This window comes from Pseudooceanicola endophyticus (assembly GCF_018760365.1).
GTDB lineage: Bacteria > Pseudomonadota > Alphaproteobacteria > Rhodobacterales > Rhodobacteraceae > Pseudooceanicola > Pseudooceanicola endophyticus.
In genome coordinates this window covers 80,362-96,786 of the sequence record NZ_JAHIAB010000016.1, presented here as the reverse complement: position 1 = coordinate 96,786, position 16,425 = coordinate 80,362, and the positions used below count along the sequence as shown (strand labels likewise).

Sequence of the window (16,425 nt, the reverse complement as noted above, 5' to 3'; positions counted from 1 at the left end):
CTTTAAATAAACCGTCCGGACGGTTTGTTTTTCCGGGCGGAGAGGGCATCGGATCGCCGGAGCGAGCCGGTGCCGGTTCAGGGCCGGGGCGGTGCCGGCACCGGGGTTGCGGCGCGGGTGCGTGGCCGCAGATGCGCCGCGATCATGGTCTTGAGGACATGCATGATCTCTTCGAAATAGCGCGGCTCGGGGCGCAGCACGGCCTGGACCGCCATGCCGCGGAAGACGTTCATCACCAGGTTCATCACCGGGCGGGGGCCCAGACCTTCGGGGTCGGTGGCTTCGAAGCTGCGCAGCCAGGTCGCCTCAAAGCGGGCATGCAGCACCATGATCAGCGGTTCAAGGTGCTGGCGAAGTTCTTCATCTCCCCGTGCTGCAACGATTATTTCAAGGGATGAGTAGAACCAGTCACCGTGCTGCATCTCTTCCCAAAGGGCATCGAAGAAGCTGTCGTAATCCAGCCGGCCGGCGCGCAGATCACTGCCGAGCGCCTCCAGCTGGTCGGCGAAGTTGCGGAACATGTATTCGGTGGCGGCAACGATCAGATCCATCTTGCCGGGATAGTGGTGCGTCTGCGCCCCCCGGGACACGCCGGCCCGCCGGGCGATCTCGCTGGTGGAAGTGTTGGCATAGCCCACTTCCATCAGCGAGCGCACCGTCGCTTCCTGAAGAAGGCGCCGGGTCTCGGTGCTGCGTTCGTCCTGGGTTCGGCGCTTGATCATCAATCCTGCCTCAAAGTTAAAAGCAGGTCTGTACGTTTGTTGATTCGATACAAGCCTTTCGGAGTCATTTTTCTCCGCGCGCGGAAAGCGGCGGGGGCGGAACGGTCCGAATGCCCAAATCCGATGCAGCCTGCCAGTCTGAAGAAGGGGGGCGGCGCGCGTCGCGTCGCTGGGCGGGGGGCGGTTGGGGGCCGCCCCCGGGATGTCACATCGGTTCCTTGACGCCGGCGCGCAGCAGCGCCCAGTTCATCGGGTAGGATGTGACAAAGCCGCAGAGCATGGCGATCTGCATGGCGAACCAGAACTCGGCGCTGAGCGGGGTCAGCGGCTGACCCAGAACCTGCGGGAACAGCCAGAAATGCGCGACGGCCATGAAGCCGTACATGCCGACCTGCCAGGCAATGAGCGAGGCCGCATCGGCTTTCAGCGCGTCGACCAGCGCCTGGCGCACGGTAATGTCGCGCATCGGCTTGATGGCGAAGTACTGGAAGGCGATGCCGAAGCCGAAGGCCAGCAGGAAATCCAGGATCCAGACCGCAAAGATCTGATCGCCGAACAGCCAGGGATAGCCGAAGAGCAGGGGCAGGGCGGGGATCAGCGCGGCCAGCGTTTCGGCCAGGAGGTCGCCGAGGGTGCAGCCGCTGCCGCAGTGCAGGGTGCCGTGCATCACGGAGACCGGGAAACTGTGCGCGGGCATGTGACCATGGGCATGGCCGTGGTGCTCGTGATGCCCGTGATGATCATGATGTTCATGGGTGTGGCCCTGTGCCATGCCCGGCCCGGGCTTCACAGCCCGTCCGGTGGTCAGGTAGGCGATCAGCACGAGGACGCTGCCGAACAGCGCGCAGAGCGGCCAGACCAGCGACATGATCCACATGTGCGGTGGTCGCCGTCGCAGATCGAGTGCGATCAGGAGGGCGCAGATCCCCCCGGCAACCAGCGAGACAATGGCGATGAGGTGAAGGCTTTGGGTCATGAAACGGAAACCTGACTTTGGCGGAAGGTTCCGGACTCAACGGTCAGGGGGCGGCAGGGTTCCGGTAACCCCGCCGGGCCCCCGCACCGGAGAGCGGCGCGGGGGCGGGGACGCTCAGGCGCTCAGCGGCTGCGAGTCGTAGCCGGCATCCTTGATCGCGGCGCTCAGCGCCCCGGTGGCCAGCTGGCTTTTCACAGAGACCACGTGTTCCGTCAGGTCGCAACTGACGGCGGCAGCCGGATCGGCGGCCTTGATCGCCTTTTCGATGGCGGACGTGCAGTGGCCGCAGCTCATTTCGGGAACCTTGAAGTCCATGATTCACCCTCCTTGGATTGGGGACGACCCTGACTTGGGGGTTCCAGTAGGGGGAAGGTCAAGAACCCGGTCGCATTCTGGAAAGAGTTTTCCCGTGCCCCTTGACCTTCCAGTTGATGGAAGCCCGATCTAGGCGTCATCCCGGAACACGTCCCGGCGGGAAAGGAAGACACATGAGCGAGCAAAGACCCATCACCCTTTCTGTTGAAGGCATGTCCTGCGCTTCCTGCGTGGGCCGCGTGGACCGTGGCCTGTCGGCGCTGGAGGGCGTGAAGGATGTCTCCGTCAACCTGGCCTCCGAAACGGCGCGGATGACCTTCGACCGGCCCGACCGGCTGGCCGAGGCGGTCGCCGCCCTGGACAAGCTGGGCTATCCGGCCCGCAGCGAGACGGTGACGCTGAACGTGGAATCGATGTCCTGCGCTTCCTGCGTGGGGCGGGTGGACCGGGCGCTGGAAGCCGTGCCGGGGGTGCTGGAGGTGAACGTCAACCTTGCTTCGGAAACCGCGCGGGTACGCTATGCCGAAGGGGCGGTCACCCCGGCGCAGCTGATCGCGGCCAGCGCGGCGGCGGGCTATCCCGCGACGCTGCCCGAGACGCCCGAGGCGGTGGACCCCACGGCCCGCAAGCAAGAGGAGGCGCGCAGCCTGGCGCGGCGCTTCCTGCTGGCGGCGGTGCTGACCCTGCCGGTCTTCCTGGTCGAGATGGGCGGCCATGTCTTCCCGGGCGTGCATCACTGGATCGACATGACCATCGGGCGTCAGGCCAGCTGGATCGGTCAGTTCGTGCTGACGACGCTGGTGCTGGCGGGGCCGGGGCGGATGTTCTACGCCCGCGGCCTGCCGGCGCTGCTGAAGGGCGCGCCCGACATGAACAGCCTGGTCGCCGTGGGCTCGGGCGCGGCCTATCTTTATTCCGTGGTCGCGACCTTCCTGCCGGGGCTGCTGCCCGAGGCGGTACGCGCGGTCTATTTCGAGGCCGCCGCCGTGATCGTGGTGCTGATCCTGCTGGGCCGGATGCTTGAGGCACGGGCCAAGGGCCGGACCGGGGCCGCGATCCGCAAGCTGCTGGGGCTGCGGGTGCGCCGGGCCAGGGTGCGCCGCGACGGAACCGAGACCGAGCTGGATGTCGAGCAGATCGTGCCGGGGGATCTGGTGATCGTGCGGCCCGGCGAACGCCTGCCCGTCGATGGCGAGGTGATCGAGGGCGAGAGCCATGTCGATGAAAGCATGCTGACCGGAGAGCCCCTGCCGCTGCACAAGGGGCCGGGCGATGCGGTTACCGGCGGCACGGTGAACGGCGCCGGCAGCCTGGTCTTCCGCACAACCCGGGTCGGCGCCGAGACGACGCTGGCGCAGATCATCCGCATGGTCGAGGAGGCCCAGGGCGCCAAGCTGCCGATCCAGGGCCTGGTCGACCGGATCACGCTGTGGTTCGTTCCCGCGGTGATGAGTGCTGCTGTGCTGACGGTGCTGATCTGGCTGATCTTCGGGGCGGGGGCCGGCGCGACGCTGGCGCTGGTCGCCGGGGTCTCGGTTCTGATCATCGCCTGCCCCTGCGCCATGGGGCTGGCGACGCCGACCTCGATCATGGTGGGGACGGGGCGGGCCGCCGACATGGGGGTGCTGTTCCGCAAGGGCGATGCGCTTCAGCAGCTGGCCTCGGTCGGGGTGGTGGCGCTGGACAAGACCGGCACCGTCACCGAAGGCCGCCCGGCGCTGACGGAGCTGGAGCTGGCTCCGGGGATGGAACGCGCCGGGACGCTGGCGCGGATCGCTGCCGTTGAGGCGCTGTCGGAACACCCGGTGGCGCGGGCCATCGCCCGGGCTGCCGAGGAAGAGGGGCTGCCCGTGCCTGCGGCGGAGCAGTTCGCCTCGGTCACCGGCTATGGTGTGCGGGCGCAGGTCGGCGGGGCAGAGGTGCTGGTCGGTGCCGGGCGCTTCCTGGAGCGCGAGGGGATCGACACGACCGCCCTTTCGGCGCGCGAGGTCGAACTGGCCGGGCAGGGGCGCACGGTGCTGTTTGCGGCCATCGACGGCAAGGTCGCGGCGCTGATCGGCGTGGCCGACCCGGTGAAACCCGCAAGCCGCGCGGCCATCGCCGCGCTGCACGCCAAGGGATTGAAGGTGGCGATGATCACCGGCGACCGCCCCGAGACCGCCCAGGCCATCGCCCGGGAGACCGGCATCGACCATGTGGTGGCCGGGGTGCTGCCCGATGGCAAGGTGGCCGCGCTTGAGGCCTTGCGCCAGGAGGGGCGGACGGTGGCCTTCGTGGGCGACGGCATGAACGATGCGCCAGCGCTCGCGCGGGCCGATGTGGGCATTGCGATCGGCACCGGCACCGACGTGGCGATCGAATCCGCCGACGTGGTGCTGATGTCGGGCGACCTGCGCGGCGTGGTCAACGCGGTCGAGGTGTCGCGCCGCACCATGGGCAACATCCGCGAGAACCTGTTCTGGGCCTTCGCCTACAACATCGCGCTGATCCCGGTGGCGGCCGGGGTGCTCTATCCCGGTTTCGGGATCCTGCTGTCGCCGATGCTGGCGGCGGGGGCGATGGCGCTGTCCTCGGTCTTCGTGCTGAGCAATGCGCTGCGCCTGCGCCGCATTGCACCGGTGATGGACGAGGCCGTAGCCGCCTGAAACATCCCCGGTCCGGACGTCCTCCGGACCGGGGGGCTGCCGGGGCACCGCGCGCTGCGGTGACCGCTCCTTCAGGGAAGGGGCGCATACCGGCATCGTCTTCAGGGAGGATGCCGATGCCGATAATCGATGAAGCCACCCTTTTCCGGATGGCCGGCGGCGCGCCGGATCCGGCGAATGTCGCCTCGGTCTGCGCCGGGCTCGAGATGCGGGGGCGTGCCTTTGGACTGGCGCAGCCGCATCAGCTGGCCTGCTACCTCGCCCAGTTGCTGCACGAAAGCGCCGGCCTGCGCCATGACCGGGAGATCTGGGGGCCGACGGCGGCCCAGAAGCGCTATGAACAGCGCACCGATCTGGGCAACAGCGCGGCGCTGGATGGTGACGGGTTCCTGTACCGGGGGCGCGGTGCCATCCAGATCACCGGCAAGGACAATTACCGCGCCTTCCGCGACTGGGCCCGCCGGGAATGGCGCCGGGCGCCCGACTTCGTTGCCGAACCCGATGCCGTTCTGCTGGATCCCTGGGAGGGGCTGGTGCCGATCTGGTACTGGGAAAGCCGCAACCTGCAGCGCTACGCGACCGCGGGCGACATGGAGATGCTGACCCGGCGTATCAACGGCGGCCTGAACGGCTATGCGGACCGTCTGGCCTGCTACGTCCGGGTGGCGCTGGTCCTGCTGGACCGGGCGCCCGGGGACATCACCGGCTTTCAGGCCGGGGCCGGGCTGGAGGCCGACGGCATTGCTGGGCCCCGGACCCGGGCCGCCCTGCACCAGGTCCTGTGCGCGCAACCCGAACGCGGTCGCGCGCCGGCAGGGGCGCCCTGGCTGTCGGCGCTGCTGGGCGCCGTACTGTCCCGTTTCGACAGGAGCGCGGCATGAGCCTTGTCCTGGCACGCATCCTTCTGCGTTACCTGGCCGGGGCCATGGTGTCCTACGGGCTGCTCGCGCCCGAGGTGGGCTCTTCGCTGGCGCAGGACCCGGATCTGATCGTTCTGGCCGGCGCGGTACTGGCAAGCGCGACAGAGGGGCTTTACGCCTTTGCCCGCCGGGCAGGGTGGGCAACATGATCCCGTTGGGCAAGATGCTGGGCTGGCTGGCGGGCGGGCTGGGGCCGGCACTGGTGCGGGCCTACGAGGCCCGCAACGCGGCGGGCAGCGAGCAGGAACGCATCGCCGCCGAGGTGGAGATCGCCCGGCTGCATGCGCAGCAGCAGAACCGCGCCCTTGGTGGGCGACTGACGGCGCTGATGCAGGCGCTCTGGGCGGCCCCCTTCGTCATCTACGACTGGAAGCTTCTGGTCTGGGACAAGGTCCTTGCCGCTGGGGCGACCGATGGCCTGTCCGTCAGCCTGCTGGAGATGCAGCTGCGCATCGCGACCTTCTATTTCGGGGGCGCTGCACTGGTCGGGGCGGTGCGGGCGCTGCGCCGGTGACCCTTCGGAACCCGACAGGCGGAACAGGCGGGCGGGATCCTGCCGTTCAGAGTGGCAGAAAGGGCGAAGTTTCGCGGAAGAGGGACGTGTTTCCGCCCTAGAAAGTGTCTTCGCCGCCCTTCTCTGCTACTTAGTACGTATCAGTGATCTTTTTACTCTTTATACGTACTAAAATCGTGTTACGGCTGAGTCGTTCCAAGTTCGTTTTTAGTGGAGAACAAGATGCTGAAGGCAAAATCTGTTCGCGTGGGTGCTCTGGTATCAGTCCTGTTTCTGTCTGCGGTCCCCGCCGCAAACGCCGTTGGCAAAGGCGTGATCGGTGCGGGCGCGGGCAATGCATCCGGCAGCAACGGCATGGCAGCGGCGATCAATGGGGTGATCAATTCCGCAACCCGTGCCGGGCTGAGCAACGTTTCGGTCCTGAGCGCGCAGCCCACCGGCGGCGGCTCTTTCCTGGTCACGGTCCTGGGGACCAACTCGACGGGTGACACCGTGACCTCGACCTACAGCACGTCCGTGGGCAATCACTGACATATCTTCCGGGCGTGACCGAACGCGCTCCCGGTTCGGTTTAGGCAACGTCTGGGCGGATGCCGGCACGAAAGTGCCGGCATTTTTGCGTCTGCGGTCCCCGGGGGCATACGAAGGTATAGGATTTTCATATCGAAATAAGAAAAAAATCCAATTTCAAATTATGAAAATGTGGGGCTACTGTGAGCGCAGGGAGAGGAAGACAATCCACGATGGGATCCGGGGCACCTTGAAAGAAGGCGTCCCGCCCTATCGTCTTCCCTGACAGTTCAAACGCACCTACCCGGAGGCCATGATGGACGGAAATGATATGCCGCAGGCAGGCAAGTGCCCCGTGATGCACGGAGGCATGACCTCGACCTCGAATTCGGTGACCAGCTGGTGGCCGAACGCGCTGAACCTCGACATCCTGCACCAGCAGGATCTGAAGACGAAACCCTTCGCCCCGGGCTTCGATTACCGCGAGCAGCTCAAGAAGCTGGACGTGGAGGCGCTGAAGCAGGATCTGCGCGACCTCATGGAGGACAGCCAGGACTGGTGGCCGGCGGACTGGGGCTCCTATGTGGGCATGTTCGCGCGCGTCGCCTGGCACTCCGCCGGCTCCTATCGTCTGGCCGATGGCCGTGGCGGGGCGGGCACCGGCAACCAGCGTTTCGCGCCGCTGAACTCCTGGCCGGACAACGTCAACACCGACAAGGGCCGCCGGCTGCTCTGGCCGATCAAGAAGAAATACGGCAGCAAGGTCTCCTGGGCCGACCTGATGATCCTTGCCGGCACCATCGCCTATGAGAAGGCCGGTCTGAAGACCTTCGGCTTCGCCTTCGGTCGCGAGGATATCTGGCACCCCGAGAAGGACACCTACTGGGGCGCCGAGAAGGAATGGCTGGCGCCGTCGGACAACCGCTACGGCGATGTGGCCAAGCCCGAGACCATGGAGAACCCGCTGGCCGCCGTGCAGATGGGCCTGATCTACGTGAACCCCGAGGGGGTGAACGGCAAGCCCGATCCGATGGCCACCGCCGCCCAGGTGCGCGAGACCTTCGCGCGCATGGCGATGAACGATGAGGAAACCGCAGCGCTGACCGCCGGCGGCCACACCATCGGCAAGAGCCACGGCAACGGCAATGCCGATGACCTTTCCGCGGATCCCGAAGCGGCGGATGTCGAATACCAGGGCATCGGCTGGATGAACACCAAGGGCCGGGGCATCGGGCGCGACACCGTCGTCTCGGGCATCGAGGGCGCCTGGACCAAGAACCCCACCCAGTGGGACATGGGCTGGTTCGACATGCTGTTCGGTCATGAGTGGGAGCTGACGAAATCCCCCGCCGGCGCCTGGCAGTGGAAGCCGGTCGACATCAAGGAAGAGGACATGCCCGTCGACGTGGAGGACCCGTCGATCAAGTGCATGCCGATGATGACCGATGCCGACATGGCGATGAAGGTGGACCCCGCCTACAACGCCATCTGCCAGAAGTTCATCGCCGATCCGCAGTATTTCGCGGATACCTTCGCCCGCGCCTGGTTCAAGCTGACCCACCGCGACATGGGTCCGAAGGCGCGCTACATCGGCCCCGATGTGCCTTCCGAAGACCTGATCTGGCAGGATCCGATCCCCGCCGGTCCGACGCAGTATGACATCGGCCACCTGAAGGCGCAGATCGCGGCCTCGGGCCTCTCGGTTTCCGATCTCGTCTCGACCGCCTGGGACAGCGCGCGGACCTATCGCGGCTCCGACATGCGGGGCGGGGCCAATGGGGCCCGCATCCGCCTGGCGCCGCAGAAGGACTGGGAAGGCAACGAGCCCGCGCGCCTTGCGAAGGTTCTGGCCGTGCTGGAACCGCTGGCCGCTGCCGCCGGGGCCTCTCTGGCCGATACCATCGTGCTGGCGGGCAATGTCGGTGTGGAGATGGCGGCGAAGGCTGCCGGCCACGACATCACCGTGCCCTTCACCCCGGGCCGGGGCGATGCCACGGACGAGATGACCGATGCCGACAGCTTCGACGCGCTGGAACCGCTGGCCGATGGCTTCCGCAACTGGCTGAAGAAGGACTATGCCGTCTCGGCCGAGGAAATGCTGCTGGACCGTGCGCAGCTCATGGGCCTGACCGCCCCTGAGATGACGGTGCTGATCGGCGGCATGCGGGCCATGGGCACCAACCACGGTGGCGCCGCAACGGGCGTCTTCACGGACCGTCCCGGCGCGCTCAGCACGGATTTCTTCGTCAACCTGACCGACATGGCCAATTCCTGGCACCCGGTGAAGGACGGCGGTTACGAGATCCGCGACCGCAAGACCGGCGCCGTGAAGTGGACGGCCAGCCGCGTCGATCTGGTGTTCGGTTCGAACTCGATCCTGCGCGCCTATGCAGAGGTCCATGCCGAGGACGGCGCCGAGGCGGACTTTGTCGCCGCCTTCGTCGCCGCCTGGACCAAGGTCATGGAGGCCGACCGCTTCGACGTGAAGTGATCGCGCCCAACCTGGGAAAAGGGCCCGCAGCATCCGCTGCGGGCCCTTTTCATGCCGGAACCCGGGCCTCGACGGCATCGGCCAGCGCCGCGAGCGAGGTGAAGTGATAGTCGGGCACGGTGACTTCCGCCGGATCCGGCGAGGCGCCGAAACCGTCCTGATCGGCGCGCCGCTCGATCCAGCAGGTCGTGTAGCCAAGCGCCTTCGACACGCCGATGTCGTGGTACTGGCTTTGCGCCACGTGCAGGTAGTCGGACCGGCGGAAGCCCTTGTCGAACATCAGCCCACGCACGAAGCCGAAGACCTGGGGATCGGGCTTGCAGGCCTCGGCCTTCTCGGCGGTCACCAGCACGTCGAACGGGTGGTCGAGCGTGGCATCGAAGTGATCCAGCGCCCAGTCGTCGGAATTGGTCATGGCGACCAGGGTGTAATGCTGGCCCAGCCGCTTCAGCGCCGCGACACTGTCGGGGAAAGCGGGCCAGTCGGGGATCGACAGGCGCAGCCCCTCGCGCAGCTCGGGCGTGTCGGGCAGGTCGAAAGTGTCGGCGATGGCCGAATAGATCGGTGCCAGCATCGGCGGGAAGGGGATGCCGGGGGTGCGGTGATGTTCGGCATCCTCGGCACGGCCATAGGCGGCCAGCACGGCCTGGCAATCCATCTCGCGGCCGAGGTCGGCGAAGATCGGGGCGAAATAATCGAGGATGCCGGTCTCGAAGTCGATCAGCGTGCCGACAACGTCGAAGGTGAGGATCTTGTGGTCTGTGAGGGACATGGGATTCCGTCATTCGCTGGGAGGGGGGGCCGGGGCCCTGACGGAAGGGGAGCGGAGCAGGACCCGCCCTGTCCAGAAGAAAGCCGCCCCCGCCGGTCGGGAACCGGCGGGGGCGGGATAATTTGGGCACAGTTGGGGGCAGGCGCGGGGAGGTCGCTGCCCGCCGGCCTCCCGGTTGAGCGCTCAGTCGGCGTGGGCGTCGGGTTCGGGGGCCAGTGCGCCTTCTTCGAAGTGGTACATCTGGTCCTCCGCCCAGAAGCGCACATCCTGCTTGTGGACCATCGCGCGCATGCTCTTCATGCGGTCCCGGCGTTCCTCCTCGGCCATGCCGAGGGCGAATTCGATCCCGGTGTCCATGGAGCGGTAGGAGAACGGGTTGGTCGGCACCGCCGCCGCCAGTTCCACCGCGGCGCCGGCGAATTCCGACAGCACGACGACGCCGTCGCCATCGGTGCGCGCGGCGCAGTATTCCTTGCACACAAGGTTCATCCCGTCGGCCAGCGGGGTGATCCAGGCCACGTCCGCGACCCGGTAATAGGCCACCAGATCCTTGAACGGGATGGGGCGAGAGATCAGCGCGATGGGCTGCCATTCGAAGCTGCCGTAAAGCCCGTTGATGCGGCCCGCCATGGCCTCCAGGTCATGCTGGATCTCCTCGTAGGCCACCATGTTGGAATTCGCCGCGACCGAGACATGCATCAGGCGGACCTTGCCGCGCAGGTCGGGCCGCGCCGCCAGCAGGCGCTCGAAGCTTTGCAGCTGCTCCAGCCCGCCCTTGGTGTAGTCGGTGCGTCCGACCGACAGGATCAGCTTGGCATCGCCCAGTTCCTCGCGGATCTCGGCCTCCTTCGCGGCGGTGACATCATTGGCCGAGACGGCCTCGATATAGTCGACATCGACGCCCACCGGGCTGGCCTGCAGCCGGATGATCCGGTCGTCATAGCCGATCTGGGTCACCACGCTCTGCTCCGACAGCGCCGAGGTCTGGCCCGAAAGCTCGGGCTTGACCTTCTGGCGCTTCAGCGTCTCGACATCCAGCAGCGAACGCGCGGCCGAGACGAAGTTGTTGACGTAGCGCGGAACGTGGAAGCCCACCACGTCGCAGGCCAGCAGGCTTTCCAGGATCTCGCGCCGCCAGGGCAGCACGTTGAACATGTCCGCCGCGGGGAAGGGGGTGTGGTGGAAGAAGCTGATCTTCACGTCCGGGCGCAGGGTGCGCAGATAGCCCGGCACCAGCCACAGGTTGTAGTCATGCACCCAGACCACGGCGCCCGGTGCGGCCTCGGCGGCGGCGGCCTCGGCGAAGGCCCAGTTCACCTCGCGGAAGGTCGGCCAGTCGACGGGGTCGTAATTGTAGCGTTCCTTGAAGCCGTGCAGGATCGGCCAGAACGCCTCTTTCGAGGAGATGTGGTAGAAGCTGGTCACCTGCTCCGGCGTCAGCGGCAGCCGCGAGACGGTGTATTTGCCGTAGGCGTCGTCGATCTCGATCACCTGTTCGAAATCGGGGTTGTTCGGATCGTCGGCATGTTTCCAGGCGATCCAGGCACCCTTTTCGAAACGCCCGAAGAAGCTTTTCAGCGTCGGCACGATGCCGTTCGGGCTCTTGTTCTCGCGGTACTGGATCTTCCCGTCGACCTCGACTTCCTCGTAGGGCTGGCGGTGGTAGACGATGACAAGGTTGGACGGCATCTCAGACTCCTTTCGGGCTGTCGTGCAGGTCAAGGGCGGCAATCGCTTCGAGGATCCCGGCGGCGCCATGGGCCTTTGCATGGTAGACGCTGCCGATCCCGTCGAGGCGCGCGACCAGCGCGGCTTCGGAATTGCCGACGGCAACCGCCGGCAGGCCCGAGGCCAGCATGGAAAAATCATTGAGCGTGTCGCCGGCGCAGAGCACGCGGGCTTCGGCCAGGCCCAGGTGTTCGACCAGTCGCCGGATCGAGGGCCCCTTTGAGACCCCCCTGGGCAGCACGTCGAAATAGCGGTTGTCCGAGATCAGCCAGTCGAGGCCCAGTTCCTCGACCCTTGCCTTGGCGCTTTCGTCGAAATCGGCGGGCGTCAGGTCGTAGCTGACCCGGTAGCGAAAGCGCGTCGGTTGCAGCGACAGGCCCGGCTGGCCGTCCAGCGTCGCACGCACCCGCGCGCCGCTGTCGGCCCAGCGGGTGGCAATGTCTTCCTCCAGCGGGGCGATCGGGGTGATCGAGCCGTCCGCTTCCACATGGGCGATGGTGGTGCCGACGTCGCCGACCACGTATTCCGGCCAGGGCAGGCCGCGCTCGCGGCACATCTGCATGATGAATTCGGGATCGCGCCCGGTGACGAAGATCAGGCCGATGCTGTCGCGGTTGGCCTCGATCCAGTCGTAAAGGATGGCCCTCTGGGCCTCGGTGCCACCCAGGAAGGTGCCGTCCAGATCGGTGGCAAGGGTGAAGCGGCGTTCGGCGATGGCGGGGCGGGGGGCTGCGTGTACGTTCATCTCTCAGTCGGCCTTGAATTGGATCGGCATGGCGTCGGACGGGTGCTCCAGCGAGAAGTCGAGCATGAAGGGCTCGGCCTCCAGCGGACGGGCCCAGAGCGCGTTGAAGGCATCGCGCAGGTCGGCGCCCTTGTGCAGGATGGCGTTCACCGTCTCGCAGATCGGCATGTCCACCCCGATGCGGGCGGCCAGGTCGGTGACCGACACGGCGTTCACCTCGCCCTCGACGACGACGCTGCGGCCTTCGAAGCAGGAGGGGCGGGGGATGCCCTGGCCCAGCTGCGTGCCCAGCGACATGTTCCGCGAGGTGGTCGAGGAGCAGGTCAGCGTCAGGTCGCCCGCGCCCGCGAGGCCCGTCACCGTCTCGCGCCGCCCGCCAAGCGCCTGGGCGAGCAGCTTCATCTCGTCCGTGCCGCGGGTGATCAGCGCGGCGCGGGTGTTCTCGGCAAAGCCCGCGCCCGACATCATGCCGCAGGCGATAGCGATAACATTCTTGATGGCTCCGCCCACCTCGACGCCCACCAGGTCATCCGAGACATAGGGCCGGAACGCGCCGCCCGAGAGCGACAGCGCCATGCGCGCGGCCGGGCTGTTGCGGGGCTCAAGCCGGTCGGCATAGCGGAACGGGAAGGCCACGGTGGCGGCGGTCGGGTAGTCGAGCGCGGTTTCGCGGGCAAAGGTCGGCCCCGAGACGGCGCCAACCGGATGGCCCGGCAGTTCCTCCGAGACGACCTCGGAGAGCAGGTATCCGGTGCGCTTCTCGACGCCCTTGCAGGCCAGCGCCAGGGGGATGCCCTCGGGGATGTGGGGGGCGATGGCCTGGCACATGGAGCGCAGCGTCGAGGAGGGCGTCACGAGCAGCACGGCCTCCGCCGCGTCCAGCGCTTCGGCCAGTTCGGCGGTGGCGGTGATGCCCGGGGGCAGGTCGATGCCCGGCAGGTAGGCCTCGTTGCGGCCCGTCGCGTTGATGTCGGCGGCGCGCTCGGGGCTGCGCGCCCAGAGCCGGACCTCGCAGCCGGCGCGGGCGGCGACGCAGGCCAGCGCCGTGCCCCAGCTGCCGGCCCCCAGGACCGTAAGGCGGGTATAGGGTGAAGGGCTGTCGGAAACGGTATCCTTAATGGGAAAATCCTCCGGAGTTTTCGCGATCTGTTCCTGTCCGAAATGGGCGGGACAGATCGCGGGCCTTCCCCGGAAGGGGCAAGAACGCGCGCGAAACTGCGGCGTGCCCGGCCAGTTCCGAACCGGTCGGACACCCTGATCGCCCTCGGAACTCATTGAAAAAATTAGGGTCCAGGAACCTGAGGTCAACCGCTTCTTGCCGCGGTGCAGCGTAAACTTCTGAAATGCATCGTGATTTTCCGGTTTTCCGGCAGGCATTTTCGCCGCGCGGCGGCGAACAACTTCGAATTGTCCGCAAGCCGGGGCGGATTGACGGCTTGGTCATTTCTGTCCCGCAGTCTGCCGCAGCGATGCCGTTGCCAGCGGGAAGGAGTGACCGTGGCCCTGACAAGGTTCGAGGACCTGCCGACAAAGGCAAAGATCCTGCGCGTGAACATGATGCCGCTGATCCTGATGTGCTGCATCGGGCTGGTGGGCATCGGCTCCCTGCTGTTCATCTCGCGCAGCGTGCGCCAGGTGAACGCGACCCAGGGGGTGCTGTCGGGCGCGCAGGAGGTGCTGGCGGTTGCGGTGGACATGGAAACCGGGATGCGCGGCTACCTTCTGGCCGGGCAGGAGGCCTTTCTGGAACCCTATCACACCGGGTCCGAGCGGATCGGCGCGCTGTTCGAGGATCTGGGCACCCTGGTCGCCGCAGAGCCCGGGCAGGTTGCCCGGCTCGACCAGGCGGCGCAGATCATCCGCGACTGGCAGAGCCAGGTGATTGCGCGCCAGATCGCCCTGCGCCGCGAGATCGGCGATGCCGAGACGATGAACGACATCGCCCGGATGGTCGCGCAGGATGGCAGCGAGCGCTACTTCGAGGATTTTCGCACCCAGGTCGATCAGTTCCTGAAGAACGAGCGGGCCCGGCTGGAGGCGCGCCAGGACGGGTTCGAGGCGCTGCTGTCGGCAGGGTTCGTCAGCCGCACCGCCACCCGGGAGGGGATCGAGGCGCTGGTGGCGGCTTCGGAGGCGATGGATACGGTGCGGGCGCTGCAAAGTGCGGCGCTGGACATGCAGGCGGGGCTGCGGGGCTTCCTGCTGGCCGGAGAACGCCGCTTCCTGGCGCCCTACGAGGCGGGCCAGCGGGAGGTCGAGCAGCAGCTGATCCAGCTCACGGGGCAGGTGGGCGACGACCCTGCGCAGATGGAACTGCTGACCCGGATGCAGGGCGCGCTGGACGAATGGATCCGCAACATGGCGGTGCCGATGATCGGCCTGCGCACCCGGATCGGCCATGCCAGCACCATGGACGACATGGCGGCGCTGATCCGCAAGGCCGAGGGGAAGGCCTATTTCGACCGGTTCCGCACCGTGATGACGGCGTTCGAGGCCGAGGAGCGCGCGCTGATGCAAAGCCGCAGCGCCACGCGGCAGGTGACGGAGTGGCTGGCGATGGCGGCCATCGTGCTGTTCATGATCGTCGCGGGGATCAGCGGCATCGTGCTGTCGCACCGGGCCGGTGCGGCGATCGCCGCGCCGATCATCGCCATCGTCGGCGCGATGCGGCAGATCATCGACGGGGGCACCGAAATCGAGATCGCCGGCCAGGACCGCGGCGACGAGGTCGGAGAGATCGCCCGCGCCACCCAGATCTTCCAGGAGAATTCCCGCAAGGTCGTGGCCCTGGCCCAGGCGGATGCAGAGAACGCGCGCAAGCTGGAGGAAACCGCCAAGGGCATTGCCGAGGCCGCCGAACAGGCCGCCGAGCGCGAGAAGCGTGATCGCACCGAGGCGGAGCGCCGGCGCGGCCAGGTCGACCGGCTCCAGCAGGAAATCTCGACGGTGGTGCGCGGCGCGGTGCGGGGCGACTTTTCGGGGCGCATCGAGGCCGGGTTCGAGGATGCCGATCTGGGCACGCTCGCGCAAAGGGTGAACGAGCTGATGGTGGTGGTGCAGGAGGGGCTGGACCGGACCATGGCGGTGCTGCGCCAGTTCGCCGACGGCTCCCTGTCGGTGCGCATGGAGGGCAGCTTCGAGGGCGCCTTCGGGGATCTGCGCGACAATCTCAACGTCACGATCTCGCGGTTCGAGGAGATGGTCGGCCAGCTCTCCAGGACCAGCGGCATGGTGATGTCCAAGGCCGGGTCGATCACCCGGGCCTCGGGCGACCTGTCGGGGCGCTCGGCGGAACAGGCGGCGGCCCTGGCCGAGACCGCCGTCGCGGTGGAACAGATCGGCGCCACGATCAAGAGCACCGCCGCCAATGCCCGCGAGGCCCGCGAAATCAGCACGCGCTCCTCGGACAAGGCCGAGGAGGGGGTGGGCGTGGTGCGCCGCGCGGTCGAGGCGATGTCAGCCATCGAACGCAGCGCCGCCGAGATGCGCCACATCGTCGACATGATCGAGGAAATCTCCTCCCAGACCAACCTGCTGTCGCTGAATGCCTCGGTCGAGGCCGCGCGGGCCGGCGAGGCGGGCAAGGGCTTTTCCGTCGTCGCTTCGGAGGTGCGGGCGCTGGCGCAGCGCTCGGCCGGGGCGTCGACCAAGATCCGTCAGCTGATCGAGGAAAGCCGGCGCTCGATCACCCATGGGGTGACGCTGATCAACGGGGCCGGCACCACCCTGGACGATCTCAGCGCGGCGGTGAACCGGGTCGCGGGCTTCGTCAACGACATCACGTTGGCGACCTCGGAACAGGCGACCGGGATCGGAGAGATCGAGACTGCGGTGGCCGATATCGACCGGATGACCCAGGAGAACGCCGCCATGGCCGAGGAAAGCGCCGAGGCGGCCAAGGCGATGATCCTCAGCGCCGAGCAGATGGAGGATCAGCTGGCCTATTTCGCCGCCCGGGAAGCCGCATCGCCGCGCAGCTCCTCCGGCCGGCGCCGGGCCTGAGAAGCCGGACGCCGGCCCGCGTCCTCAGGCCCGGAAGCTGCCGGGGTCGGGCCCGAAGGCGCGGCCTAAACCGCGGCGCGCGTGG

At 67.3% G+C, this 16,425-nt stretch carries 14 protein-coding genes; 7 read left to right on the top strand and 7 right to left on the bottom strand.

From position 1 onward, the window contains the following. Positions 1-77 precede the first annotated feature (77 nt). The 3 genes from KM176_RS22010 to KM176_RS22000 form a co-directional block, all read right to left on the bottom strand. Positions 78-722: a TetR/AcrR family transcriptional regulator gene (locus tag KM176_RS22010; RefSeq protein WP_160896708.1), complete on the bottom strand. Its 645-nt coding sequence runs from the start codon at positions 720-722 to the stop codon at positions 78-80. Positions 723-927: 205 nt separating this feature from the next. Continuing rightward, entirely contained in the window at positions 928-1,698 is a 771-nt protein-coding gene (locus tag KM176_RS22005) for a DUF4396 domain-containing protein (RefSeq protein ID WP_160896707.1), read from the bottom strand. A 114-nt stretch (positions 1,699-1,812) separates the two neighbouring features. Next, positions 1,813-2,013, bottom strand: a complete 201-nt coding sequence (locus KM176_RS22000; RefSeq protein ID WP_160896706.1) for a heavy-metal-associated domain-containing protein — start codon at positions 2,011-2,013, stop codon at positions 1,813-1,815. Positions 2,014-2,186: 173 nt separating this feature from the next. Here KM176_RS22000 and KM176_RS21995 point away from each other — a divergent pair, with 173 nt between their 5' ends. The 6 genes from KM176_RS21995 to katG all read left to right on the top strand — a co-directional run bounded on the left by KM176_RS21995 (position 2,187) and on the right by katG (position 9,093). After that, positions 2,187-4,658, top strand: coding sequence for a heavy metal translocating P-type ATPase (locus KM176_RS21995; RefSeq protein WP_160896705.1), 2,472 nt, complete (start codon positions 2,187-2,189; stop codon positions 4,656-4,658). 116 nt (positions 4,659-4,774) lie between these two features. After that, positions 4,775-5,539, top strand: a complete 765-nt coding sequence (locus tag KM176_RS21990; RefSeq protein ID WP_160896704.1) for a glycoside hydrolase family 19 protein — start codon at positions 4,775-4,777, stop codon at positions 5,537-5,539. Beyond that, positions 5,536-5,727 (top strand): hypothetical protein, encoded by a 192-nt coding sequence (locus KM176_RS21985; protein ID WP_160896703.1) that lies wholly within the window; start codon positions 5,536-5,538, stop codon positions 5,725-5,727. The genes KM176_RS21990 and KM176_RS21985 overlap by 4 nt, the downstream gene beginning before the upstream one ends. Continuing rightward, complete coding sequence (locus tag KM176_RS21980; RefSeq protein ID WP_160896702.1) at positions 5,724-6,092, top strand: hypothetical protein; 369 nt, start codon at positions 5,724-5,726, stop codon at positions 6,090-6,092. The genes KM176_RS21985 and KM176_RS21980 overlap by 4 nt, the downstream gene beginning before the upstream one ends. Before the next feature lie 222 nt (positions 6,093-6,314). Further along, positions 6,315-6,623 (top strand): hypothetical protein, encoded by a 309-nt coding sequence (locus KM176_RS21975; protein WP_160896701.1) that lies wholly within the window; start codon positions 6,315-6,317, stop codon positions 6,621-6,623. Between the two features lie 295 nt (positions 6,624-6,918). After that, on the top strand, positions 6,919-9,093 hold the full coding sequence (katG, locus tag KM176_RS21970) for a catalase/peroxidase HPI (protein WP_160896700.1): 2,175 nt from the start codon (positions 6,919-6,921) through the stop codon (positions 9,091-9,093). A 49-nt stretch (positions 9,094-9,142) separates the two neighbouring features. Here the strand turns inward: katG and KM176_RS21965 are convergent, their stop codons facing one another. The 4 genes from KM176_RS21965 to KM176_RS21950 all read right to left on the bottom strand — a co-directional run bounded on the left by KM176_RS21965 (position 9,143) and on the right by KM176_RS21950 (position 13,613). Next, positions 9,143-9,865, bottom strand: coding sequence for an HAD-IA family hydrolase (locus KM176_RS21965; protein WP_160896691.1), 723 nt, complete (start codon positions 9,863-9,865; stop codon positions 9,143-9,145). A 183-nt stretch (positions 9,866-10,048) separates the two neighbouring features. Then, the gene (gene ggpS, locus KM176_RS21960) at positions 10,049-11,554 is read right to left on the bottom strand and encodes a glucosylglycerol-phosphate synthase (protein WP_160896690.1); all 1,506 of its coding nucleotides are present in this window, start codon (positions 11,552-11,554) and stop codon (positions 10,049-10,051) included. Between the two features lies 1 nt (position 11,555). Continuing rightward, positions 11,556-12,338 (bottom strand): HAD-IIB family hydrolase, encoded by a 783-nt coding sequence (locus KM176_RS21955; RefSeq protein ID WP_160896689.1) that lies wholly within the window; start codon positions 12,336-12,338, stop codon positions 11,556-11,558. Positions 12,339-12,341: 3 nt separating this feature from the next. Next, the gene (locus tag KM176_RS21950) at positions 12,342-13,613 is read right to left on the bottom strand and encodes an NAD(P)H-dependent glycerol-3-phosphate dehydrogenase (protein WP_160896688.1); all 1,272 of its coding nucleotides are present in this window, start codon (positions 13,611-13,613) and stop codon (positions 12,342-12,344) included. 222 nt (positions 13,614-13,835) lie between these two features. Between KM176_RS21950 and KM176_RS21945 the strand changes: the two genes are divergently transcribed. Next, complete coding sequence (locus KM176_RS21945) at positions 13,836-16,340, top strand: CHASE3 domain-containing protein (RefSeq protein ID WP_160896687.1); 2,505 nt, start codon at positions 13,836-13,838, stop codon at positions 16,338-16,340. The last annotated feature ends 85 nt before the right edge of the window (positions 16,341-16,425 follow it).